Origin of the sequence: Williamsia herbipolensis, assembly GCF_000964005.1 — a bacterium.
GTDB lineage: Bacteria > Actinomycetota > Actinomycetes > Mycobacteriales > Mycobacteriaceae > Williamsia_A > Williamsia_A herbipolensis.
The window spans coordinates 54,085-77,351 of the sequence record NZ_JXYP01000015.1 but is presented as its reverse complement, the minus strand read 5'-3'; the positions used below and the strand labels follow the sequence as shown (position 1 = coordinate 77,351).

At 68.2% G+C, this 23,267-nt stretch carries 17 protein-coding genes and 3 tRNA genes; 9 read left to right on the top strand and 11 right to left on the bottom strand.

Translation table 11 applies throughout. The features are described from left to right. Position 1: 1 nt before the first annotated feature. The 3 genes from TU34_RS08060 to TU34_RS08050 form a co-directional block, all read right to left on the bottom strand. Entirely contained in the window at positions 2-4,717 is a 4,716-nt protein-coding gene (locus TU34_RS08060) for an NAD-glutamate dehydrogenase (protein WP_082080017.1), read from the bottom strand. Positions 4,718-4,727: 10 nt separating this feature from the next. After that, positions 4,728-6,401: an energy-dependent translational throttle protein EttA gene (gene ettA, locus TU34_RS08055; RefSeq protein WP_045822349.1), complete on the bottom strand. Its 1,674-nt coding sequence runs from the start codon at positions 6,399-6,401 to the stop codon at positions 4,728-4,730. A 159-nt stretch (positions 6,402-6,560) separates the two neighbouring features. Then, complete coding sequence (locus tag TU34_RS08050) at positions 6,561-8,630, bottom strand: bifunctional copper resistance protein CopD/cytochrome c oxidase assembly protein (protein ID WP_045822348.1); 2,070 nt, start codon at positions 8,628-8,630, stop codon at positions 6,561-6,563. Between the two features lie 84 nt (positions 8,631-8,714). On the opposite strand from TU34_RS08050, the gene TU34_RS08045 reads away from it, so the two are divergent. Next, positions 8,715-8,788, top strand: a tRNA-Arg gene (locus TU34_RS08045). Positions 8,789-8,790: 2 nt separating this feature from the next. Here the strand turns inward: TU34_RS08045 and TU34_RS08040 are convergent. Further along, on the bottom strand, positions 8,791-9,381 hold the full coding sequence (locus TU34_RS08040; RefSeq protein WP_045822347.1) for a DUF1707 SHOCT-like domain-containing protein: 591 nt from the start codon (positions 9,379-9,381) through the stop codon (positions 8,791-8,793). A 50-nt stretch (positions 9,382-9,431) separates the two neighbouring features. Next, complete coding sequence (locus tag TU34_RS08035; RefSeq protein WP_045822346.1) at positions 9,432-9,971, bottom strand: DinB family protein; 540 nt, start codon at positions 9,969-9,971, stop codon at positions 9,432-9,434. An 81-nt stretch (positions 9,972-10,052) separates the two neighbouring features. Between TU34_RS08035 and TU34_RS08030 the strand changes: the two genes are divergently transcribed. The 3 genes from TU34_RS08030 to cmrA are packed head-to-tail and all read left to right on the top strand — an operon-like array spanning position 10,053 to position 13,517. Continuing rightward, the gene (locus tag TU34_RS08030) at positions 10,053-10,661 is read left to right on the top strand and encodes a PadR family transcriptional regulator (RefSeq protein WP_045822345.1); all 609 of its coding nucleotides are present in this window, start codon (positions 10,053-10,055) and stop codon (positions 10,659-10,661) included. After that, a complete protein-coding gene (locus TU34_RS08025; protein WP_045822344.1) occupies positions 10,658-12,688 on the top strand; it encodes an NADPH-dependent 2,4-dienoyl-CoA reductase in 2,031 nt (676 codons plus the stop codon). Before TU34_RS08030 ends, TU34_RS08025 begins: the two co-directional genes overlap by 4 nt. Positions 12,689-12,713: 25 nt before the next feature. Next, entirely contained in the window at positions 12,714-13,517 is an 804-nt protein-coding gene (gene cmrA / locus TU34_RS08020; protein ID WP_045822343.1) for a mycolate reductase, read from the top strand. Positions 13,518-13,530: 13 nt separating this feature from the next. Here the strand turns inward: cmrA and TU34_RS08015 are convergent, their stop codons facing one another. After that, positions 13,531-15,084 carry a helicase HerA-like domain-containing protein gene (locus tag TU34_RS08015; protein WP_045822342.1) on the bottom strand — a complete coding sequence of 518 codons (1,554 nt, stop codon included), beginning with the start codon at positions 15,082-15,084 and terminating at the stop codon, positions 13,531-13,533. A 92-nt stretch (positions 15,085-15,176) separates the two neighbouring features. Between TU34_RS08015 and orn the strand changes: the two genes are divergently transcribed. Together orn and TU34_RS08005 are read left to right on the top strand one after the other, a co-directional pair. Next, complete coding sequence (orn, locus tag TU34_RS08010; protein ID WP_045822341.1) at positions 15,177-15,776, top strand: oligoribonuclease; 600 nt, start codon at positions 15,177-15,179, stop codon at positions 15,774-15,776. Between the two features lie 84 nt (positions 15,777-15,860). Beyond that, positions 15,861-15,933 (top strand) — tRNA-His (locus TU34_RS08005). Positions 15,934-15,977: 44 nt separating this feature from the next. On the opposite strand, the gene TU34_RS08000 is transcribed toward TU34_RS08005, so the two are convergent. The 4 genes from TU34_RS08000 to TU34_RS07985 all read right to left on the bottom strand — a co-directional run bounded on the left by TU34_RS08000 (position 15,978) and on the right by TU34_RS07985 (position 21,269). Beyond that, positions 15,978-18,209 (bottom strand): MMPL family transporter, encoded by a 2,232-nt coding sequence (locus TU34_RS08000; RefSeq protein ID WP_065973542.1) that lies wholly within the window; start codon positions 18,207-18,209, stop codon positions 15,978-15,980. Positions 18,210-18,249: 40 nt separating this feature from the next. Next, the gene (locus TU34_RS07995) at positions 18,250-18,705 is read right to left on the bottom strand and encodes a MarR family winged helix-turn-helix transcriptional regulator (RefSeq protein WP_052688817.1); all 456 of its coding nucleotides are present in this window, start codon (positions 18,703-18,705) and stop codon (positions 18,250-18,252) included. Positions 18,706-18,809: 104 nt separating this feature from the next. After that, entirely contained in the window at positions 18,810-19,952 is a 1,143-nt protein-coding gene (locus TU34_RS07990; protein ID WP_045822340.1) for an acyl-CoA dehydrogenase family protein, read from the bottom strand. Positions 19,953-20,036: 84 nt separating this feature from the next. Then, positions 20,037-21,269 carry a L,D-transpeptidase gene (locus TU34_RS07985; protein WP_045822339.1) on the bottom strand — a complete coding sequence of 411 codons (1,233 nt, stop codon included), beginning with the start codon at positions 21,267-21,269 and terminating at the stop codon, positions 20,037-20,039. A 354-nt stretch (positions 21,270-21,623) separates the two neighbouring features. On the opposite strand from TU34_RS07985, the gene TU34_RS07980 reads away from it, so the two are divergent. Beyond that, positions 21,624-21,696, top strand: a tRNA-Lys gene (locus TU34_RS07980). Between the two features lie 71 nt (positions 21,697-21,767). Here the strand turns inward: TU34_RS07980 and TU34_RS07975 are convergent. Continuing rightward, positions 21,768-21,989, bottom strand: a complete 222-nt coding sequence (locus TU34_RS07975; RefSeq protein WP_045822338.1) for a DUF3618 domain-containing protein — start codon at positions 21,987-21,989, stop codon at positions 21,768-21,770. Between the two features lie 118 nt (positions 21,990-22,107). On the opposite strand from TU34_RS07975, the gene bcp reads away from it, so the two are divergent. Next, entirely contained in the window at positions 22,108-22,581 is a 474-nt protein-coding gene (bcp, locus tag TU34_RS07970; protein ID WP_045822337.1) for a thioredoxin-dependent thiol peroxidase, read from the top strand. A 20-nt stretch (positions 22,582-22,601) separates the two neighbouring features. Next, positions 22,602-23,258 (top strand): TetR/AcrR family transcriptional regulator, encoded by a 657-nt coding sequence (locus TU34_RS07965; RefSeq protein ID WP_045822336.1) that lies wholly within the window; start codon positions 22,602-22,604, stop codon positions 23,256-23,258. Positions 23,259-23,267 lie beyond the last annotated feature (9 nt).

Sequence of the window (23,267 nt, the reverse complement as noted above, 5' to 3'; positions counted from 1 at the left end):
GTCAGCGGATCACGCTACGCAGTTGCCGGGCCGCGACCGAGAGGGTGGCGAGATCCCAGTGTCCGGACGCCTCGATCTCCTCGAGGGTCGCCCGCGCACGTGCCAGCCGCGAGGCGTTGTGCAGCTCCCATTCCGCGATCTTCTCCTGCGGGGTCTCGTCGGTTTCACCGACGGCGAGCACCTCGAGGGTGACCGCACGCACCACCGCGAACAGGTCGTCGCGCAATGCCAGCCGCGCGAGTGACTGCCACCGGTCGCCGCTGTCGAGCGCGGAGACCGCGCTGAGCAGTTGCTCCACGTGCAGGTACTCCAGCAGTGTCCCGTAGAGCTCGCCCACCTCGTCGACGTCGCGGTCGGCGATCTCGGCGGCGTCGACGATGTCGAGCAGGCAGAAGCGGTGCAGGCTCGCGGCCACGTCCTGCGCGATGTCGGCCGGGACACCAGCCTGCGTCCAACCGCGGGCCCGGTCGGCGATCTCCGCGCGTGTGGTCTCGCCGAGCCAGTCGGGCAGCCGTGCGTCGAGGTCGGCGACGCGTCCGGAGTACCGGGCGATCTCCGCGGCGATGGCCAGCGGTTGTGGCCGGGTGGCGACCAACCACCGCGACGCCCGGAACAGCAGGCGGCGCAGGTAGACGAGCATCTCGTCGACGGCGGCGATCTCCCCCTCGGAGGCGACGATGCGTCCCCGCAACCGTGACAGCCCGAAGGTCTCCGACACCACGACGAACGCGCGGGCGACATCGGTCGGCGAGGCGCCGGCGCTCTCCCCCAGCGCGAACACGTGCTCGACGCCTGCGGTGTCGACGAGATCGTTGACCAGGGTCGTGGTCACGATCTGCCGCCGCAGCGGGTGCGCGGCGATGCCGGCGCCGTACCGGCCACGCAACGGCTCAGGGAAGTAGTCGACGAGCCGGTCGTCGAACACGTCGTTGTCGGGGAGGTCACCGGCGAGCAGATCGTCTTTGAGAGCGAGTTTCACGTGCGCCATGAGCGTGGCCAGCTCGGGTGACGTCAGCCCCGTACGGCGTCCCTCACGGGCGACGAGGTCCTCCGGATGCGGCAGCGCCTCGAGGGCGAGATCGACACCGTGGTCGGCGGCGAGATGTCCCAGCAGACGGGCGTGCACGTCACGTGTCTGATCCGCCCACGCACGCGCGGTGCCCAATTCGGAGTTCTGGGAGATGTTGTCCCACAGCACGAGTCGGCCGACCTCGTCGGTCATCGATTCGAGCAGCCGGTTGCGGTCGTCGGGCGCGAGTGCGCCGGCGGCGACCTGTGAGTCGAGCAGGATCTTGATGTTGACCTCGTGATCGGAGCAGTCGACCCCGGCCGAGTTGTCCATCGCGTCGGTGTTGATCCGACCGCCGGCCATGTCGAACTCGATGCGGCCGTGCTCGGTGACACCGAGGTTGCCGCCCTCGCCGATCACCCTCGCCCGCACCGACTTCCCGTCGACGCGGATCGCGTCGTTGGCCTTGTCGCCCACGTCGGCGTTGCTCTCGGCCGAGGACTTCACGTAGGTACCGATGCCGCCGTTCCACAACAGGTCGACCGGCGCCAGCAGGATCGCGCGCATGAGTTCCGGCGGCGAGAGGTGTTCGACACCGGCCTCGAGGCCGAGTGCGGCACGCGTCGACGGGTCGATGGGGATGGTCTTGGACTCCCTCGACCAGACGCCACCGCCGGCAGAGATGAGCGAGGTGTCGTAGTCGGCCCAGGACGACCGCGGGAGGTCGAAGAGCCGACGACGCTCGGCGAACGAGGTCGCCGCGTCGGGATCGGGGTCGATGAAGATGTGCCGGTGATCGAATGCGGCGACGAGGCGGATGTGTTCCGACAGCAGCATGCCGTTGCCGAACACGTCGCCGCTCATGTCGCCGACACCGACGGCCGTGAAGTCGTCGACCGCGACGTCGGTGCCGATCTCGCGGAAGTGACGCTTCACCGACTCCCATGCACCGCGTGCGGTGATGCCCATCGCCTTGTGGTCGTAGCCCACCGAGCCACCGGAGGCGAAGGCGTCGCCGAGCCAGAAGCCGTAGTCGGCGGCAACCGAATTCGCGATGTCGGAGAACGTCGCCGTCCCCTTGTCGGCGGCGACCACGAGGTAGGTGTCGTCGCCGTCGCGCCGCACGACGCCCTGCGCGGGAACCACCGTGGCGGTGGTGGATCCGTCACCGACGTCGAGGTTGTCGGTGAGATCGAGCAGCGCGGCGATGAACTCGCGGTAGCACGCGACGCCGGCGGCACGGGTCGCGTCGCGGTCGGCGGCCGGATCGCCGGTGGGTGTCGGCGGCTGCCGCACCACGAAACCACCCTTCGCCCCGACGGGCACGATGACGGCGTTCTTGACGGCCTGGGCCTTCACGAGACCGAGGATCTCGGTGCGGAAGTCCTCTCGGCGGTCCGACCATCGCAGACCGCCGCGTGCGACCGATCCGAACCGCAGGTGGACGCCCTCGACCCGCGGTGAGTAGACGAAGATCTCGTGCAGCGGACGCGGCTGCGGGGTCTGCGGTATCTCCTGCGGACGCAGCTTGAACGCCAACGCCGCACCGGCGTCCGGCGAGTAGAAGTTGGTCCGCGAGGTCGCCTTCACCACCGACGAGAACGCGGAGATGATCCGGTCGGCGTCGAGGCTGAGGACGTCGGCGGCCAGCTCGTCGAGCCGTGTGATCGCGTGCACCCGCGCGTCGCTGTCGGTGATCTCCGGATCGACCCGCTCGGGATCGAACGACGACTCGAAGAGTTCGACGAGGGCGGCGGTGATGGCCGGGTGATCACCGAGCACCGCCGTCACATGCCGTGCACCGGAGGAGAATCCACACTGCCGGAGGTATCGCGAGTATGCGCGCAGCATGACGACCTCACGCCACCCCAACCCGCATCGGATGACCAGCTCGTTGAACGGGTCGACATCGGCGACACCGGTCCACAACTGACTGAACGCCGACGTGAACCGTTCGGTGAGGTCGTCGATGGAATCCGGCGCCACGTCGACGCCGACCGCGGGCACGATGGTGAACTCGTAGATCCAGCAACCGATCCCGTCCGGCCGGGTGACGGCGAACGGATGCTCGTCGAGGACCTCGACGCCGAGGCTCTGCAGCATCGGGAGGATGGCGGTCAACGAGGCGGAGCGGCCACAGAGGTACAGCCCGAAGGTCCATCGGTCATCGGAGCCGCCGGTGTGGGCCCGCAATCGCACGTGGTGGTCGCCGTCGGCGAGACCGGCCAACACCGTCACGTCCGCGAGCGCCGCCTGCGGATCGCGCTCGTTTTTGTAGGCCTGGGGAATCGCCGCGGCGTAGGCACCCACGAGGTCGGCGTCGATGGCCCCGCCGGCGATGGCCCGCAGGTCGTCGTCCCAGCTGCGTGCGGCCGCGGTGATCTCGGCCTGGATCTCTGCGCGGCGCGGGTCTGCGGCGTCGGCCCCGGCGAGCATCGCGCACGTCGACGGATCCACCCGCATGATGACGTGGACGAACGCCAACGGCGAATCACTGATCCGCGCGGTGTACTCGAGCGATCGGCCCCCGAGACGCTCCACGAGCAGTGTCTGCATCTGCTCTCGCAGGCGTGTGGTGTAGCGGTCGCGGGGCAGATAGATCCGTGCGGTGACGATCTCGGCGTCGGCGTCGACGCGCAGATAGACCCGGACCTCTCGGCTGGCGATGGCGTCGAGGACGTCGATGAGGGTGCGGCCCAGCTCGCCCGGGTCGGAGCCGAACAGTTCCGCGCGCGACTGGTTCTGCAGCAGCTCGAGCAGCGTCGCTCCGGCGTAGGAGTCGCCGCCGACGCCCGCCTGCTCGAGGACCACTCCCGCCACATCACGCAGGACCGGGACCGCGAGCACATCGGTGTGCAGGGCCGCGGAGGTGAAGATGCCGATGACGAGGTGGACCCGTCGATCGTCGCCGGGTTCCACGACGCGGATGGCGGTCGGGTACTCGGTGCGGATGACACCTGTCGGCAGGTGGATCCGGCCGATCGAGACCTCGGTGGTCGGTAGACGGCCGGGGTCCGGGGGGCGCGGCACCGACGACTGGGTGAACACCCCACGCGGGTCGGACCATTCGGTGTCGCCGACCTTCGCCTGCAGCGATCCCAGGATCAGGAAGTGGTCGTCGGACAGCCACGTGAGGAGATCGGCCTGTGCGACCGTCCCGGCGTCGCGGACCGCGCCACCCAGTGCCGCGAGGGTCTCGCCGATCGCACGCGCATCGGCGTGGACGGCGACGATGCGGTCGAGGACCTCGGTGAGCCGCTCGCGGACCGCGGCCGGGTCGACACCCGCGTGGGTCGCCGACACCTGCAGCCCGATCCACGACTCGTGCACGACCGCGCTCCCGGCATCGGACGCACCGACGGGATCGACGGCGGTCAGGGTGCCGTCGGCGTCGCGCGCCACCGCGAGGATCGGGTGGTCGACCCGACGCACCGCGAGGCCGGCGCGTTCGACGGCGACGACCGCGGCCTCGACGAGCAACCGCTGGTCGTCGACGACGGCGTACACCGAGGCGATCGATCCCTCGGACTCGACGACGTCGACGAGGGTCTGTCCCGGTCGTCGGACCCGCGCGAGCGCGAGGTGATCGGCGACATGGGCGAGGTCCACCCCGTCGGTCACGGCATCGTCGGCGAGCGGCTCACCGGGTCGTGAGTGGTAGCCGCGTGCGACCGCGGCCGGGGTGATCGTCGACGATGCCGTGCTCATCGAGGCACGCTCAGTCCCGGGTGAGCTTGCGGTGGGTGACCGAGTGCGGGCGGGCGGCGTCTGCGCCGAGGCGCTCGATCTTGTTGGCCTCGTAGGCCTCGAAGTTGCCCTCGAACCAGAACCACTGGCCCTCGGACACGTTGCCCTCCCACGCGAGGATGTGCGTGCAGGTCCGGTCGAGGAACCACCGGTCGTGCGAGATGACCACGGCGCAGCCGGGGAACGAGTCGAGGGCGTTCTCCAGCGATCCGAGCGTCTCGACGTCGAGGTCGTTGGTGGGCTCGTCGAGCAGGATCAGGTTGCCGCCCTCTTTGAGCGTCAGCGCGAGGTTCAGTCGGTTGCGCTCACCACCGGAGAGCACCTCGGCCTTCTTCTGCTGATCCGGCCCCTTGAACCCGAACGCGCTGACGTAGGCGCGCGAGGGCATCTCGTTCTGACCGACCTCGATGAAGTCGAGCCCCTCGGAGACCACCTCCCAGACGTTCTTCTTCGGGTCGATGTTCGCGCGGTTCTGGTCGACGTAGCTCAGCTTGACCGTCTCGCCGACCTTGACGTTGCCCGAGTCGGGGCTCTCGAGGCCGACGATGGTCTTGAACAGCGTCGTCTTGCCGACGCCGTTGGGACCGATGACACCGACGATGCCGTTGCGCGGCAACGTGAACGAGAGATCCTTGATGAGGACGCGGCCGTCGAAGCCCTTGTCGAGGTTCTTGACCTCCACCACCACGTCGCCCAGGCGCGGCGGCGTGGGGATCTGGATCTCCTCGAAGTCGAGCTTGCGCATCTTGTCGGCCTCGGCCGCCATCTCCTCGTACCGGCCCAGGCGCGCCTTGTTCTTGGTCTGGCGGGCCTTCGAACCCGAACGGACCCAGGCGAGTTCCTCCTTGAGGCGACGCTGCAGCTTCTGATCCTTCTTGCCCTGCACCTCGAGGCGCTCGGCCTTCTTCTCCAGGTAGGTGGAGTAGTTGCCCTCGTAGGGGTGCAGCTTGCCGCGGTCGACCTCGCAGATCCATCCCGCGACGTGGTCGAGGAAGTACCGGTCGTGGGTGACGGCGAGGACGGCACCGGCGTAGCTCGCGAGGAACTGCTCGAGCCAGAGCACGCTCTCGGCGTCGAGGTGGTTGGTGGGCTCGTCGAGCAGCAGCAGGTCGGGCTTGGACAGCAGCAACTTGCACAGCGCGACGCGCCGCTTCTCGCCACCGGACAGGTGGGTGACGGGCTCGTCGGCGGGCGGGCAGCGCAGCGCGTCCATCGCCTGCTCGAGCTGGGAGTCGAGGTCCCAGGCGTCGGCGTGGTCGAGTGCCTCCTGCAGCTGGCCCATCTCCTCCATGAGCTCGTCGGAGTAGTCGGTGGCCATGAGCTCGGCGATCTCGTTGTAACGGTCGAGATCCTCCTTGACCTTGCCCATGCCCTCCTCGACGTTCTGGCGGACGGTCTTGGACTCGTTGAGGACGGGTTCCTGCATGAGGATGCCGACCGAGGCGTTCGGGTCGAGGAACGCCTCACCGTTGGAGGGCTGATCGATGCCGGCCATGATCTTGAGGATCGACGACTTGCCCGCGCCGTTGGGGCCCACGACGCCGATCTTCGCGCCGGGGTAGAACGACATGGTGACGTCGTCGAGGATCACCTTGTCGCCGTGTGCTTTACGTACCTTCTTCATCGTGTAGATGAACTCGGCCATGTCTGCCACCTTCCACGCCGCGTCGAATAGGTGCGGCTTCGTTGTGCTCGGGGCACGTCGTGGCCGGGCGTCGGTCTCACACCGCGCTGCGCACACGTCGGCCCGCGCCGGGGTACCCGTCGGAGTCGATCACAACCTTAGCGGTCGTGGCGGTGCGGTCTAGCTCCCCTCGGCCGACGTGGTCGACCGGCTCGCCGTCGCCTCGTCGTCGGCCGGACGATCGGAGGCCCTCTGTCCCGACAGCCCCGCCAACATGGCGTTGTACTGGGCGAGTTCGGAGTCGTTGTCGCGGTCCTCGCGACGGTCGAAGCGCTTGGCCATGCGCTGGTCCTGGCGCGTCCACTGGATGAACAGGGCCAACAGCACGATGACCAGGGGAACCTCTCCGGCCGCCCAGGCGATACCGCCGCCGACGCGCTGGTCGGAGAGCAGATCGGTGTTCCAGGGCAGGCGCAGTGCGCTGTAGTAGCTGCGCGCGATCACCGAGTCCTGCGACATCAGGATCACCCCGAAGAACGCGTGGAACGGTAACGCCGCGAACACCATCGCGACCTTGATCAAAGGCTGGACCTGCCGCGGGGACGGGTCGATGCCGATCACCACCCAGTAGAAGAGGTAGCCGCTCACCAGGAAGTGGATGTTCATGACGATGTGGGCCGCGTGATAGGTCGCGACCATGTCGAACAGACCGCCCAGGTAGAGGACGTAGAAGCTGCCGACGAACAGTACGAAGGCGACCACCGGGTGGGTGAGGAAACGCGAGACCGGACTGTGGAGGCCGGCGAGCAGCCATTCCCGGGGCCCGGGCGGCGCTCCGCGACCGGCCGGGCTCAGGGCCCGCAGCGCGAGCGTGATCGGTCCGCCGAGCACCAGCAGCACGGGGATCAGCATCGACATCAGCATGTGCGCGATCATGTGGATGCTGAACATGCCCATCGAGTAGGCGCCCAGACCCGACGACGTCGTGAACAGCAGCAACACGGTCCCGATGACCCAGCTGATGGTGCGTCCGATCGGCCAGTCGTCGCCGCGACGCCGGAGCCTGATCACCCCTCGCAGGTAGACCGCGCACAGCGCGACCGCCGCCGTACCCAGGAGCAGATCGACCCGCCACGTCGTGAGCAGCGACGACAGCGTCGGGGCGCCGGGCAGGTTGTAGCCCAGTTCGACCTGTTGGATCGACAGCTCCGAGGTGTTGCGCGCCGGCGGCGGGGTACGGGCCAGCCCGACGGCGAGTCCGAAGGTCACCGCGAACACGACGACCTCGGCGATGCCGAAGCGGATGAAGGCGCCGCGGTCGCCGGGATCGGCGTCGAGTGCGGCGATCGACCGTCTGCGGTGGAGAGCGCCGAACGCGCCGAGGACGATCAGCGCCACGGCCTTGAGCAGGACGACGCGGCCGTAGGTCGTGGTGAACAGCTCGTCGAGGTGGACCCGGATGAGGGCGTTGATCACGCCGCTCGCGCCGACGACGATGATGCACCACAACGCCACCCGCGAGAACCGGCGGACGGCGAGCGCGGTGTGGGCGCCGAGACCGCGGGCATACACCAGCACGGCGAAGAGACCGCCGAGCCAGACCGTGGCCCCGACGATGTGCAGGATCAGGCTGTTCGTGGCGTAGTCGTGGTCGCCGCCGGCCGAGGAGTGACCACTGATGGCGAGCGGCATCAGGCTCAGCACACCCATCCCGAGCGCGACGAGGGTCCACCACCAGCGCAGGGCGACCCGGGCCGCGACCGCGGTGACGAGGGCGAAGATCGCCGTCCACAACCACGACCGCGCGTCGGCGACCTGGTCGAGGGCGTTCATCAGGTTCTGGGGCTCCAGCGACGTGGCCAGGGGTTGGCCCGAGACGTTGGACAGCGACAGCGGGATCATCAGCAGCGACGTCACCGCCCACGTCATCGCACCCGCCGCGGCCCATCGGATCGCGCGATAGCCGCCGACGTCGAGGACGCCGTCGGACTGCGGTGGCACGAAGAACGCCGCGAACAGCGCCGAGCCGATGGCGATCGCGATGGCGATCTCACCGGTTCCCTGCACCACGGGCATGCCGTACGTGGTGAGCCATCCCGGATCGGGGATGCCGGCGAGGGCGACCGCCTCGGCGGCCGACACGGCGGTCACGATGACCGCGACGATCACGGCCACCCATGCGACCACCCACGCCAGGGCACCGGCGCCGCTGCGGCGCAGATCGAGGGAGTCAGGGGTGGTCACGCTCATGGCGCCGAGTCTATCCGCGCGCCGATCGGCGTCTGCCCGGTCGATCCCGGCTCCGTCAGCGCGGCCCCGATACACTTGCCGCGCGCCTCCGTAGCTCAGGTGGATAGAGCAAGAGCCTTCTAATCTCTAGGTCGCAGGTTCGAGTCCTGCCGGGGGCACATCAGGAACGTTTGATCGTGAGTCCCGTCATCGCCGAGATGGAACCGATCACGTCGATCACCGCACCGCCGGGGCGCATCGGCTCGCCTGCCTTGTCCTTCACGCCCGACATCCCGCTCGTCGTGAGACCTGTACAGCGGATCTCCTGATCGGGACCCACGCGCAGCTTCACCGTCATGGCCGAGACCTGCAACTGCAGCGTCACCGTGGCCGTCGGGATCACCGCGTTGGTGAAATCGAGGTCGACCGTCCCCATCGTCCCGGTGACCAGGATGTTCGACGGCGCATCCCAGGTCCCTTTGCGGCGCACCGTCTCCCAGTTGGCGTCGAACACCACCGGTCGTGTCGGCGCCACCGGCACGCCGGTCGCCGCGGCGGCGGGGGTGTCGGGGAACAGCGACGCCGCCACCGGGAGGTTCTCGAGGACCGACCGGAGGTCGCCGCGCGTCTTCGACTCGTAGACACGGCCCGACCTCTCCTCGAACTCGGTGACGTCGATGTAGCCGGTGGCGAAGGCGTCGTTGAGGTGCGTGATGGCGCGCTCGCGCTCGGGGTTGCCGACGCGTATCGCGTCGTCGGGCTGTCCGACCATGGGCGCCAGGCTAGTGGAAACCGACATCTCCGGCGTCCGTCGAAAGGTCGTCATTCCCCGACGCGGCCGTCGATCGCCTCGCGGATGAGGTCGGCGTGGCCGTTGTGGCGTGCGTACTCCTCGATGAGGTGGACCACCACCCAGCGCAGCGAGAAGCGGGCACCGTCACCGCGCGCGATCGACGTGAGGCCGTCCATGCCGACAGCGTCCAGGGCCGCGTCGATCGCGGCATCGGAGTCGCCGACGGAACCCCGCCACAGCGACCACAACCGATCAGGGGTGTCGCGCGCGGCCGAGGTCCAGTCCCAGTCGGGATCGGCCGCCCAGTCCACCGACGCCCACGGCTGCGGCATCGCTCGGCCGGCGAGTCGATGTGTCACCCATTGGGTCTCGACGAAGGCGAGATGTTTGAGCATCCCGCCGAGGGTCATCGACGAGGCCGCGACCGTCGTCGCCAGCGCACGGGCGTCGAGGCCCTCGCATTTCCACGCGAACGTGGCCCGCTGATAGGCGAGGAACCCCCGCAGCGTCGACACCTCGTCGGCGGCGAACTCCGGTTCGACCCGGTCGGACCCATCTGCGTCGGTCATGACGGGCAGCTTAGGGCCGGTGTGCGAACGACCCCTATGCACTTTGTTGCACAGTGCGTCAGTGCGTATTACTGTGCGGTCATGGCACTGGAGCACGCGATCCTCGTGTCGCTCGCCGAGCGACCCGGTACGGGCTACGAGATCGGCCGTCAGTTCGAGCGGTCCATCGGCTACTTCTGGTCGGCCACCCACCAGCAGATCTATCGGACGCTCAAGAAGTTGCACGACGACGGGCTGGTGGAGTTCGAGGCGGTCGCCCAGGATTCCCGTCCGGACAAGAAGGTGTACACGCTCTCGCAGGCCGGTCGAGATGCTCTGCGCGACTGGGTGTCACACCCCGCGCCCATCCCCCGCCTGCGCGACGAACTCAGCGTGAAGTTGCGGGCGGCCGAGCACGGCGACCTCGCCGACCTCATGGCCGAGATCGCCCGACACCGCGACACGCACGCCGAGAACCTCCGGCTCTACGAGTCGTTCGCCGAACGCGACGCCGCGTCCGGCGGCGAACGGCACGGCCGGCGACTCCATCAGCACCTCGTGCTGCGCGGTGGGATCCGCACCGAACGCGGTTTCGTCGAATGGCTCGACGAGGTCCTCGACGCACTCACCGCCGAACGCGCGCATCACCAGAACACCGCCTCAGCCACCCACCGCGAAGTCCGCCCCGACGAAGTAGAGGTCGCACGATGAACGAGTACTTCCCGAACCTGTTCGAGCCGTTGACGATCGGTCCGATGACGTTGCGCAACCGCATCGTCATGGGCTCCATGCACACCGGCCTCGAGGAACGCGCCTGGGACACCAGGCGACTCGCCGCCTACTACGCCGAACGGGCGCGCGGTGGTGTCTCGCTCATCATCACCGGCGGGTTCGCGCCCACCCGTACCGGCCTGCTCCTCCCCTTCGGCGGGAAGCTGACCAACCGTCTCGAGGCACGTCGTCACCGCCGCATCACCGGCGCCGTGCACGCCGAGGGCGGGCGGATCGCCATGCAGATCCTGCACGCCGGGCGCTACGGCTACACCCCGTTCAAACTCAGTGTCGGATGGGAGAAGTCACCGGTCCACCCGTTCAAGCCGATCAAGATGACCGACTTCATGATCCGGCACGTCATCCGCTCCTACGGGCGGTGTGCGGTGCTCGCGCGCGAGGGCGGGTACGACGCGGTGGAGATCATGGGCGGTGAAGGCTACCTGCTCAACACGTTCCTGTGCCCGCGCACCAACTCCCGCACCGACAAGTGGGGCGGCTCCACCGAGAACCGCCAGCGCATCGTTCTCGCGATCATCGACGAGATCCGGTCGCGGGTCGGTCCGGACTTCCCGATCATCATGCGACAGTCCATCGCCGACCTCGTCGAGGGTGGACAGACCTGGGACGAGATCGCCGGTCTGGCCCGGGCTCTCGAGGCTCACGGCGTGAGCGCGATCAACACCGACATCGGTTGGCACGAGGCGAAGGTCCCCACCATCGCCACCTCCGTGCCGCGGGCGGCGTTCGTGCGGTTCACCGAGCGGCTGCGTGACGAGGTGTCGATCCCGCTGATCGCCTCGAACCGCATCAACACCCCCGAGGTCGCCGAGGAGATCCTGCGGCGCGGGAGGGTCGACGCCATCTCCATGGCGCGTCCGATGCTCGCCGACCCCGAGTTCTCCAACAAGGCCCGCGACGGCCGCGCCGACGAGATCAACACCTGCATCGGCTGCAACCAGGCCTGCCTCGATCACGCCTTCGTCGGGAAGAAGGTGTCGTGCCTGCTCAACCCTCGCGCCGGTCGCGAGACGTTGCTGACGTTGTCGCCGACCCGTCACACGAAGCGGGTCGCGGTCATCGGCGCCGGACCGGCCGGTCTGGCCGCGGCGGTGTCGGCGGCCGAGCGCGGCCACCGGGTCGACCTCTACGAGGCCGGTGGCGCGATCGGCGGCCAGTTCGCGATCGCCGCGCGCATCCCCGGCAAGGAGGAGTTCGCCGAGACCATCCGGTACTACACGCGCCGCCTCGAGGTCCTCGGGGTCACGGTGCACCTGTCCACGAAGGCGACCGCCGACGAGCTGATCGCCGAGCGCTTCGACGAGGTGGTCGTCGCGACCGGCGTGGTGCCGCGGATCCCGGACATCCCCGGCATCGATCACCCGTCGGTGGTCACTTACGCCGACGCCGTGTTGGGCCACCGCGAGATCGGCACGACCGTCGCGGTGATCGGTGCCGGCGGCATCGGCTTCGACGTCACCGAGTTCCTCACCGTCGACGACTCCCCCACCCTCGACCTCAAGGAGTGGGAGCAGGAATGGGGCGTGACCGACGACCTCACGACCCCGGGGTTCGTCACCAGGCCGCGTCCGATCCCGCCGGTGCGGACGGTCTACATGGTGCAGCGCAAGAGCGGCGGACAGGGCAAAGGACTCGGCCTCACCACCGGCTGGGTGCACCGCGCGTCGGTGAAGATGAAGGGCGTCGAGCAGATCTCCGGTGCACGCTACGACCGCATCGACGACGACGGTCTGCACATCAGCTTCCCCGATTCCGACGCCGCCCCCCGGGTCCTCGCGGTCGACACCGTGGTGGTCTGCGCGGGTCAGGAGTCGGTCCGCGATCTCCTCGACCCCCTCACCGAGGCCGGTGTGGCCACGCATGTGATCGGCGGTGCCGACGTGGCCGCCGAGCTCGACGCCAAACGGGCCATCCGTCAGGGCACCGAGCTGGCCGCCTCGCTCTAGGGCTGCACCGATACCATCTGCTCCCATGGCCCTTCCCACACCGTCCGCCTCCGCCCGCGCCGTCGTCACCGGAGCCTCGTCCGGCATCGGCGAGGCCCTTGCCTGGGAACTCGCCCGTCGAGGCCACTCGCTGATCCTGGTGGCCCGGCGCGGCGAGATCCTCGAGGAGACCGCCGAGGCGATGCGGAGCAAGCACGGGATCACCGTCGAGGTGCGGGCGGTCGACCTGTCCGACATCCGTTCGTTGGAGATCCTGTGCGCCGAGCTCGCCGACCGGGAGATCTCGATCCTCTGCAACAACGCGGGAATCGCGACGTTTGGGCCGATCATCGACCTCGACCACGATTACGAGCGTGCGCAGCTGCGGCTCAACGCCACCGCGGTCCACGAGCTGACGCTGGCCGTGCTGCCGCAGATGGTGGCACGCGGCGCCGGCGGCATCCTGATGGTCGGTTCGGCGGCGGGCAACATGCCCATCCCGAACAACGCGACCTACGCCGCGTCGAAGGCGTTCGTGAACACCTTCAGCGAGTCGTTGCGCGGCGAGGTCGCCGCGAAGGGTGTGCACGTGACCTTGCTGGCGCCCGGTCCGGTGCGCACCGAGGAACCCTCCCCCGACGAGGCGAGCATCGTCGACAAGATGGTGCCCGGTTTCCTGTGGGACGACAGTGCCGGCGTCGCTCGCCTGAGCCTGGACGCGTTGGCACGCAACAAGATGCGCGTCGTCCCCGGCGTCCTGTCGAAGGCGATGTCGGTGGCCGGCGGGTACACCCCGCGCAAGATCGTGGCCCCGATCGTCGGCGGCTTCTACAAGAAGCTCGGCGACTGACCCAGGACCGTCCTCAGCGGCGGCGTTTGCCGGCGCCGAACAACGATCGCGTGATCTCGCGCCCCAGAGCACTGCCCGCCGACCGCATGAAGCTCTTCACCGCGGGATTGCTGAGCACCTCGGCGACCACCCCCGGTTCGTCCTTCGCCGGCTTCGGGGCAGGGGCCGGCGCGGCGGGCGTGCCCTGCGGCGTGGGCTCGGGGGCAACAACTTTCGCGGTCAGCAGTTCGTACGCCGACTCACGGTCGACGGTCTGCCCGTATTTCTGATGCAGTGGGCTCGCGGTGGCCGCGGCGGTGATCGCGGGCTCACCGATGGTGTCCATCAGTGAGCGCGGAGGCCGGATGACCGTCCAGGCCACCGGTGTGGGCGCACCCCGCTCGGAGAGCACAGTGACGATCGCCTCGCCGATCCCGAGTGACGTCAACGCCTTCTCGAGGTCGTAGGCGGTCGATGTCGGATAGGTCCGCACCGTCTTCGACAGAGCCTTCTGATCGTCAGGGGTGAAGGCGCGCAACGCATGCTGGATGCGGGCGCCGAGCTGCGAGAGCACCTCGTTGGGGATGTCGGTCGGCAGCTGCGAGCAGAAGAACACACCCACGCCTTTCGAGCGGATGAGCTTCACCGTCTGCACGACCTGCTCGACGAAGGCCTTCGACGAGTCGCTGAACAACAGGTGCGCCTCGTCGAAGATGAAGACCAGCTTGGGCTTGTCGATGTCGCCCGCCTCGGGCAGGAACTCGAACAGGTCGGCCAGGATCCACATCAGGAACGTCGAGAACAGCGCCGGGCGTGCGGCCTGCTTACCCAGCTCGAACAGGGTGATGATGCCCCTGCCCTCGGGATCGAGACGCAGCAGGTCGCCGGGCTCGATCTCGGGTTCGCCGAAGAAGGTGTCGCCGCCGTCGGCCTCGAGGTTGGTCAGCGCGCGCAGGATCACACCGGCCGTCGCAGACGAGACCCCACCGATGCCCTTGAGGTCGGCTTTGCCCTCGTCGCTGGTGAGGTGGGCGATGACCTCCCGCAGGTCCTTGAGATCGAGGAGCGCGAGGCCCTTGCCGTCGGCCCAGTGGAAGATCAGTCCCAGTGTCGATTCCTGGGTTGCGTTGAGGCCCAACACCTTGCTGAGCAGAATGGGCCCGAACGAGGTGATGGTCGCGCGGATCGGGACGCCGATGCCCTCGGTGCCGAGCGAGACGAATTCGCAGGGATGTGCCGCAGGGGCCCACGCGTCCCCGATCTCGGCTGCCCGCTTGGTGATCCGGTCGCCGGGTTGCCCGGGTGCCGACAGACCCGACAGGTCGCCCTTCACGTCGGCCATCACGACCGGAACCCCTGCGGCCGAGAGCTGCTCGGCGATCACCTGGAGACTCTTCGTCTTCCCGGTGCCGGTGGCGCCGGCGATGAGCCCGTGCCGGTTCATCATCGCGAGCGGGATGCGCACCTGCGCGGTCGGATCGATGACACCGTCGACGCTGACCGCACCGAGTTCGAGCGCCGCGCCCTCGAATCGGTAGCCCGCGGCGATCTCGGCGGCGGGTGATGGTGCGTCGGTCGCTTCGGTCACTGTGGGTTCCTCCCGCCCGGCGCACCCCCGGGCGGCGGCATGCGTCCGCCCAACACCATAGCGTCGCCACCGGGGTTGGCTAAGGTTGTCGGGTGCAGGACAAACTCGTATGGATCGACTGTGAGATGACCGGTCTGCGGCTCGAGAGCGACAAGCTGATCGAGATCGCGGCGCTGGTGACCGACAGCGACCTGAACATCCTCGGTGACGGTGTCGACGTCGTGATCCACGCCGACGACGCCGACCTCGACGCCATGCCCGACGTCGTGAAGAAGATGCACGCCGCCTCCGGCCTCACCGACGAGGTCCGGGCGTCGACGGTGACGGTCCCCGAAGCCGAGAAGATGGTGCTCGACTACGTCCGCAAGCACGTCACCTCCTCGGGCGCGGCGCCGCTGGCCGGCAACTCGATCGCCACCGACCGCGGCTTCATCGCCCGCGACATGACCGCCCTGGACACCTACCTGCACTACCGGATGATCGACGTGAGCTCCATCAAGGAACTCGCCCGGCGCTGGTACCCCCGTATCTACTTCGGCCAGCCCGAGAAGGGCCTCGCGCACCGCGCCCTGGCCGACATCCGCGAATCGATCCGCGAGCTGAAGTACTACCGCCAGACCGCCTTCGTTCCCGCACCCGGCCCCGACACCAGCGTGATCACCCAGATCGTGACCGATCTCGGCGACGCCTGAGACACGCACACGCAAACCGATTGGTCTTGCCCACACACGACCGGATAGAGTGGGCTCCTGGTTCCGGGTGACACCGAACCTACGGTGGATGTAGTTCAGTTGGTAGAGCACCAGGTTGTGATCCTGGCTGTCGCGGGTTCGAGTCCCGTCATCCACCCCGCACCGAAATGGGAGGGTCGAACCGGCCCTCCCATTTCTGTGTCACGACTCCCCGTGCTCCCGATCGGCTATCCGGCGACGCCACTCCTCGAACGAATCCGATGCGTCCGCGTGTCGGTGGCGTCCGGTGGCGAGCGCCGGTGTCGGCGACGCCGCCGAGGAGGTCGGCGAGTCCGCCGACGGCGGCACGTCGGGCGACGGTGGATCACCCGCGGGTGACCGTTGCGGCGACCGCACCCACGGCGCCCACCAGTTGGCCCGACCCAGCCCCGCGACCAGCGCCGGTGCGAGCACGCCGCGCACGATCGTGGCGTCGATGATGATGCCGAGGGCCAGCGCCGTGGCGAGGATCTTCACGTCCGTGGCCGGCACCCGGGACAGGGAGATGAAGGCCAGGAAGAGGATCAGCGCCGCCGAGGTCACGAGTCGACCTGTCCGGGTGACACCGGTAATGGTCGCCGAATCGGTGTCGGCCCCCGCGTCGTACTCCTCGCGAATACGGCTGAGCAGGAACACCTCGTAGTCCATCGACAGGCCGAAGAGGAACGCGAACACCGCGATCGGGATCCACACCGTGATGGCACCCGAGGACTGCTGGTCGAACAACAGCTCGGTGCCGAACCCGTCCTGCCAGATGAACACCGTGATCCCGTAGGCGGCAGCCAGGGACACGACGTTGAGCACCAACGCCTTGAGCGGGAGGATCACCGACCGCAGAGCCCGCGCGAGGAGGGCGAACGTGACCAGGACGATGAGACCGATTATCCACCAGGCGTTTCCGTACACGGCGGAGATGAAGTCGGCGTTCTGCGCCGCCGCTCCACCCACCGATGCGCCCGCCCGTTCCGCGACGGTCCGGATGCGCGCCGCCGCATCGGCACCCTCGGTGGTCGAGACGTCGTCGCGGGTCCACACGTCCACGATCCGGAGATCGCCGCGCGCCCACTGCGGCGGGCTGATCACCGCGGCGACCCCGGGTACCGACCGGACCTCGTCCACCACCCGATCCGGAGAATTGGTGAGCACCTCGACGGGCTTGGTGATGCCCGCACCGAGACCGCTGTCGCGCACCGCGGTGATCGCCGCTGCGGCCGGTCCACCCCGAGACGCCAGGGAGTCGTTGGTCGGATCCGACAGGTTCAGCCCCGTCAGCGGGAGCGCCAACACCACCAGGACGGCTGCGGCCAGCACCGCCGAGAGCCATCGCCGCTTGACCACCGTGGTGCCCACGCGATGCCACAGCCGACTGTCCGGGTCGGTGGTGCGCCGGTGCGGCCATTCCAGCCGTCGTCCGGCGACCACCAGCAACGCCGGGAGCAGGGTGAGCGATGCCGCGACACTGATCAACGGGATCAGCAGACCGGTGAACCCGATGGAGCGCAGGAACGGTACCGGGAGGGCGATGAGGGCAGCCAGGCTGACCGCGACGGTGAGCCCGGAGAACAGCACGGATCGACCGGCCGTGATGATCGCGTGTCGAACGGCGGCGACGTCGTCGAGACCGTCACCCCGGGCCTCCCGCCATCGGGTGACGATCAACAGCGCGTAATCGATCGCGACGCCGAGACCGATGAGCGCGAGGAGGTACTGCACGATGAACGAGACATCGGTGATCGCGGTGAGACCCCACAGGATGAGGAATGTCGTGAGGATCGACGCGGCCGCCACGGCGATCGGCATCAGGGCGAGGAACGACCCGAAGACCAGGGCCAACACCACCAGCGCACCGACGCCACCGAAGATGGTCTCGGCGAGGATGTCGACTCCCCCGCCCGCACCGCCGGCCACCAATGCGTCGACGCCGGTCACCGCGACCGGGACCCCCAGGCGCCCCGAGGTCTCGGCCGCGACCTTCTCCAGCGCCGGCAGCGCGGCACCGTAGGGCTCCGCGCCATCGGTCTGCCGGGGGTAGACCATCACCACCCCGGCCGATCCGCGAGCCGACCGCAGCGCGGGTTCGTCGGCGAAGCCGGCGATCCGCGCTCCCGGCACCGCCGCGCTCGCGGCGTCGGCCACGCGCTGCCCCTCGTCGTCGGTCGCGGGCCGATCCCGGTCCCCGACCACCAACAGCACCGGCGCGGCCGAGCCGCCGGACCCGAACTGTTTCACGATGTCGACATTGGTCTCGTACCCCGACTGACCGGGCAGGCTGAACTCGTAGCTCAGGGCCGAGACCGCCTGCGAGGCACCGAACCCGCCGAGCGCGGCGAGCAGGACCCAGGCCGCGATGACCCAGCGTCGACGATCGACGACGATACGAGCGAGAGTGTCCATCAGAACTCCGTCCGAGGTAACGACAGGACCTTCAGCGACGTCACCATTCGCGGGACGCGTCGATCAACTTGTGCAGCAACGAGTTCAGTTGCTCCGCCTCCCCCGCGGTGAGACCGAGCCGCTGGGGGCGGTTGAACTCCGCGACCGCGTCACCGGCCCGTTCGACGAGGCGTCGGCCCGTGTCGGTGAGATGCAGAGGGATCGCACGGCCACGTCGATTGTCCGCGTCTCGTCGCAGGAGGTCACGCTCGACGAGACCGGAGAGGAGTTCGGCCATGCTCTGCTGGCGGACCAGTATTCGTCTCGCGAGCTCGGCCTGACTGATGCCGGGCGTCGCCTCGAGCTGGAGCAGGACACCGAACTGCACCGGCGAGAGCTGTTCTGCGGCAAAGATCTCCGAGAACCGGCGTGCAACCGGGTGGTACGCCTGCACCAGCGTCCACGCGGGCAGGGCAGCGATGTCTTCGTTGCTCCACTTCGGCGCGGGCCGGGACACGCCTTCGACGATAACAGGCACCTGTCATCCAACGGAAGGGGTCACACGACACGGGGCGGCCGACCGCGTGGGTCGAGCCGCCCCGATGCATCATCGGCCGTCGGTCACAGCGACCGCGAGATGATCTCCTTCATGATCTCGTTGGTGCCCGCATAGATCTTCTGCACACGCGCATCGGCCCACATGCGACCGATCGGGTACTCGCTCATGTAGCCGTAGCCGCCGAACAGCTGCAGGCACTCGTCGAGAACGTCCATGGCCTTGTCGGTGGTCCACCACTTCGCCATCGCGACAGTCGGGATGTCGAGCTTGCCCGCGAGGTGTTTGACGATGCAGTCGTCGACGAACACCCGCGCGATGTGCGTCTCGGTCGCGGCCTCGGCGAGCGTGAACTTCGTGTTCTGGAATCCGAACACCGGGCGCCCGAAGGCCTTGCGGTCCTTGGTGTAGGCGATGGTCTGGGCGACCGCCGACTCCATGCCCGCTACCGAGGCGACGGCGATGATGAGCCGCTCCTGGGGCAGCTGCTGCATGAGCTGGATGAATCCCTGCCCCTCCTCGGTGCCGAGGAGGTTCGAGGTCGGGACGCGCACGCCGTCGAAGAACAGCTCGGAGGTGTCCTGTCCGCGCTGGCCGATCTTGTCGAGCACGCGGCCGCGGCGGAAACCCTCGCGGTCGCCCTCGACGAGCACCAGGGAGATCCCCTTCGCGCCCTCACTGGTGTCGGTCTTGACGACGACGATGATCAGGTCGGCCTGAGAGCCGTTGGTGATGAACGTCTTCGACCCGTCGATGACGTACTCGTCGCCGTCGCGGATCGCCTTGGTGGTGATGGCCTGCAGATCCGACCCGGTGCCCGGCTCGGTCATCGCGATCGCGCCCACGACCTCACCCGAGGCCATCTTGGGGAGCCAGTGCTCCTTCTGCTCCTGCGAGCCGTACGCCAGCAGGTAGTGCGCGATGATGCCGTTGTGGAGGCTGACGCCCCACGACGAGTCGCCGATCCGCGCCTGCTCCTCGATCAGGACCGACTCGTGGGCGAACGTTCCACCGCCACCGCCGAACTCCTCCGGGATCGACATGCACAGCAGGCCCAGCTCGCCGGCCTGGTTCCACAGGTCGCGATCGACATGGTGCTGCTCGATGTACTTGTCGACGTTGGGCGCGACGTTGCGCTCCATGAACGACCTCGTCATGGAACGCAGGTCGTCGAGATCGTCGGTGGCCCAGGGGGAACGCTCGGTCATCAGGTGCCCTTCCCGCGGCCGGTCGGCCGCAACAGTGTCAACGCAGAGCGTAACACTGAGGAATGGCAGTGACGGGAAGGGTCGCTAGGACTGGTCTCCGGCGTTGCCGCGCTTCCACACGTCCCACGGGATGTTCCAGTCGCCGAGCCCGTCGGTACCGGGCAGGACGTCACCGACGGTGTTCTTGACCTCGACGATGTCGCCGCGCAGTGCGGTGTTCATGAACCACTCCGCGTTCTCCGGTGAGACGTTGAGACACCCGTTGCTGACGTTGGAGTTGCCCTGCGCGTAGATCGACCACGGCGCCGCGTGCAGGTAGATGCCGCTGTAGGACATCTGCGTGTCGAAGTAGACGGTCTCGCGGTACCCCGCGGGAGAGTTGACCGGCACGCCGTAGGTGGACGAGTCCATGATGATCGACGGCAGCCGGTCACCGACGATGTAGACGCCACGGTTGGTGGGTGTGCTGTCCTTGCCCATGGAGGTGGGGATGGTGCGGACCACCTTGCCGTTGATGGCCACCGACACCTGCTTGGTGCGATCATCGGCCGTCGCCACGAGCGACCGCCCGATCGTGAAGTTCAGGTTCTGGTTCTCCTGGCCGAACAGTCCGTTGCCCAGGTCGATCCCGTAGGTGTTCACCTTGACGTTGACCTTGGTGCCGGGCTGCCAGTAGTTCTGCGGACGCCACCGCACCTCGGAGTCGCTGAGCCAGTAGAAGGCGCCCTCCACCGGCGGGTTGGTGGTGACGGTGATCGCATTCTGCGCGGCCTTGCGGTCGGTGATCGGCTCGTCGAAGCGGACGGCGACCGGCTGACCGATCCCGACCGTCGAGTTGTTGTCCGGCAGCACGTAGGCCTGGGTCAGGTTGTTCGGAGCGCGGGTCGTGAACGAGAGCTTGGTGGAGTTCGTCCCGGCGATGCCGGCGACATCGGCCGACAGTGTGTAGGTCTTGTCGTAGCCGAACGGCTCGGTGCTGGTCCACACCGTGCGGTCGGCGTTGTAGGCGCCGGCGACCATGCCGCCGTCGGCCTTGGGGATCCGGACGTCGGTGAGCTGGCCCGAACGGGACGTCACGCGCACCGGAGCACCGGGCTGGACGCCGACCGCGCGGTCGAGGAGCGGCTGACCCGAGATCCCGGTGACGGAGATCTGCGGACGCAGCATGTCGTCGATCCCGGCCGACGCACCGACGGCGTTGCTGTAGGTCGGGGCGGCGGTTCCGGCCGAGCAGGCGCCCAACACGCCCACCGCGCACACCCCCAGCGATGCGGCCACCCATCGTGAACGCCCGCGGTCGCCCCAACCGAACTGCATGTCTACTCCCGAAATCATCTCGCGCGCTTGCACTGTGTCGCACAGACGCGCATGTGGTCGTCACGGTCCCTCGCCGAACCGACGCGGCCTGACCTCGATGTCACGACTCGCCGATGCCATCGACCCCGTGGGATCCACACCTCGTGGACGACACGTGCGACACCACGGTCCCTCACGGGGTAACGCAGGCCTCACGGACGGGATGTCGGCTCGGTGACCTCAGTGTACGAGACGTCCGCCGGGGGGCGAGCCAGGCGAGCTCCGGCCACGTCATCGATGCCTGTCCGTGACCGACGGGGGACGATTTTCGTCCGACGCGGTCTACCTGTTAATGTTCCTTCTCGCACGAAGCACGCGCCATTAGCTCAATTGGCAGAGCAGCTGACTCTTAATCAGCGGGTTCGGGGTTCGAGTCCCTGATGGCGCACAACACACACGGCACCGCATCCGAAACGGATGCGGTGCCGTGTGTCGTTGTGTCGGTGGTGATACCGACGATCAGCTGACGAGCTTCTTCAGGGTCAGCGCCACCACGATCACGCCCACGCCGATGAGCGGGAACTTGATGGCCGGCGCGTTGAGCGTGGCCAGCACGCCGTTCTTCGCGTCCTCGGCGAGTCGCTGCGGGTTCGCTCGCACCGCAAGGGTGTCGAGGGTCGATGCGAGCTCCTCGCGCGCACGGGCGATGTCACGTTCGATGCTGTCGGTATCCCGTGCCACAGGTCCTCCATCTGGGTCGATGTACTCAGGGTTCGAGTCGTTTGCCCCCTCACGGTAGTTCACGGCACGGCGACCGAGCCGGGGTCGTCTCCCAAACGGTCGACTACCGTGACTCGACGTGACCACCAGCAAGCGCCTGCAGGCCGGCGACCCGGCCCCCGCGTTCACCCTGCCCGATGCCGACGGGAACCCCGTCTCCCTGTCCGACCACCTCGGCCGGCAGGTCATCGTCTACTTCTACCCCGCCGCGTCGACACCCGGCTGCACCAAGCAGGCCTGCGATTTCCGCGACAACCTCGCCGAACTCGAGGGCGCCGGCATCACGGTGCTGGGCATCTCCCCCGACAAACCGGAGAAGCTCGCGAAGTTCCGCGACACGGAGTCGCTCACGTTCCCGCTGCTGTCGGACCCCGACAAGACGGTGCTGACCGAGTGGGGTGCGTTCGGCGAGAAGACGATGTACGGCAAGACGGTCACCGGCGTCATCCGCTCGACGTTCCTCGTCGATCCCGACGGCACCATCGCGGTCGCGCAGTACAACGTGCGCGCCACCGGACACGTCGCCAAGCTCCGCCGCGACCTGTCGGTCTGAGCGCACGGACGACCCTTCAGATGCCCGAGGCGAGAGGCACCACGCAGCGCGGTACCTCACCGCCCGAGCCGCTGGTGCCGCGCAAACGCCCCACGCAGGAGCGCAGTCGCCGTCGGTTCGAGTCCATGCTCGTCGAGGCGCGTTCGCTGCTGATCGAGGTCGGGTTCGAATCCCTCACCTGCGAGGAGATCGCGTCCCGCGCGGATGTCCCGATCGGCACGCTCTACCAGTACTTCGCGAACAAGTACGTGATCGTGTGCGAACTCGATCGTCAGGACGCCGTCGGCGTCCAGCACGAACTCGCCGCGTTCGCCGCCGAGATCCCCTCGTTGGACTGGATCCGCCTGCTGGACAAGTTCATCGACCACCTCGCCGCGCTGTGGCGCGACGACCCGTCGCGACGGGCCGTGTGGCTCGCCGTGCAGTCGACACCGGCCACCCGGGCGACGGCGACGATCCACGAGCGGGCGATCGCCGACCAGGTGGCGCGGATCATCGCCCCGCTGACCCCCAGCCAACGCATACGGCGGGTGATGATGTCGGAGGTGCTGGTGCACACGGCGTATTCGCTGTTGAGCTTCTCGGTGCAGGACGGCCACGACCACGCGCGCACCGTCGCCGAACTCAAACGCATGCTGGGCGGATACCTGCTCCTCGAGGACGGCCCCGCGGGCTGACCCTGGCCT

Bases quoted from the DNA above. Each gene is read 5' to 3' on its own strand.
- TU34_RS08050 (WP_045822348.1), bottom strand. From the start codon at position 8,630: ATGAGCGTGACCACCCCTGACTCCCTCGATCTGCGCCGCAGCGGCGCC.
- TU34_RS08000 (WP_065973542.1), bottom strand. From the start codon at position 18,209: ATGGACACTCTCGCTCGTATCGTCGTCGATCGTCGACGCTGGGTCATC.
- ettA (WP_045822349.1), bottom strand. From the start codon at position 6,401: ATGGCCGAGTTCATCTACACGATGAAGAAGGTACGTAAAGCACACGGC.
- TU34_RS08025 (WP_045822344.1), top strand. From the start codon at position 10,658: ATGAACGAGTACTTCCCGAACCTGTTCGAGCCGTTGACGATCGGTCCG.
- TU34_RS08060 (WP_082080017.1), bottom strand. From the start codon at position 4,717: ATGAGCACGGCATCGTCGACGATCACCCCGGCCGCGGTCGCACGCGGC.
- TU34_RS07965 (WP_045822336.1), top strand. From the start codon at position 22,602: ATGCCCGAGGCGAGAGGCACCACGCAGCGCGGTACCTCACCGCCCGAG.
- TU34_RS08040 (WP_045822347.1), bottom strand. From the start codon at position 9,381: ATGGTCGGACAGCCCGACGACGCGATACGCGTCGGCAACCCCGAGCGC.
- TU34_RS08030 (WP_045822345.1), top strand. From the start codon at position 10,053: ATGGCACTGGAGCACGCGATCCTCGTGTCGCTCGCCGAGCGACCCGGT.
- TU34_RS07990 (WP_045822340.1), bottom strand. From the start codon at position 19,952: ATGACCGAGCGTTCCCCCTGGGCCACCGACGATCTCGACGACCTGCGT.
- TU34_RS08035 (WP_045822346.1), bottom strand. From the start codon at position 9,971: ATGACCGACGCAGATGGGTCCGACCGGGTCGAACCGGAGTTCGCCGCC.
- TU34_RS07985 (WP_045822339.1), bottom strand. From the start codon at position 21,269: ATGCAGTTCGGTTGGGGCGACCGCGGGCGTTCACGATGGGTGGCCGCA.
- cmrA (WP_045822343.1), top strand. From the start codon at position 12,714: ATGGCCCTTCCCACACCGTCCGCCTCCGCCCGCGCCGTCGTCACCGGA.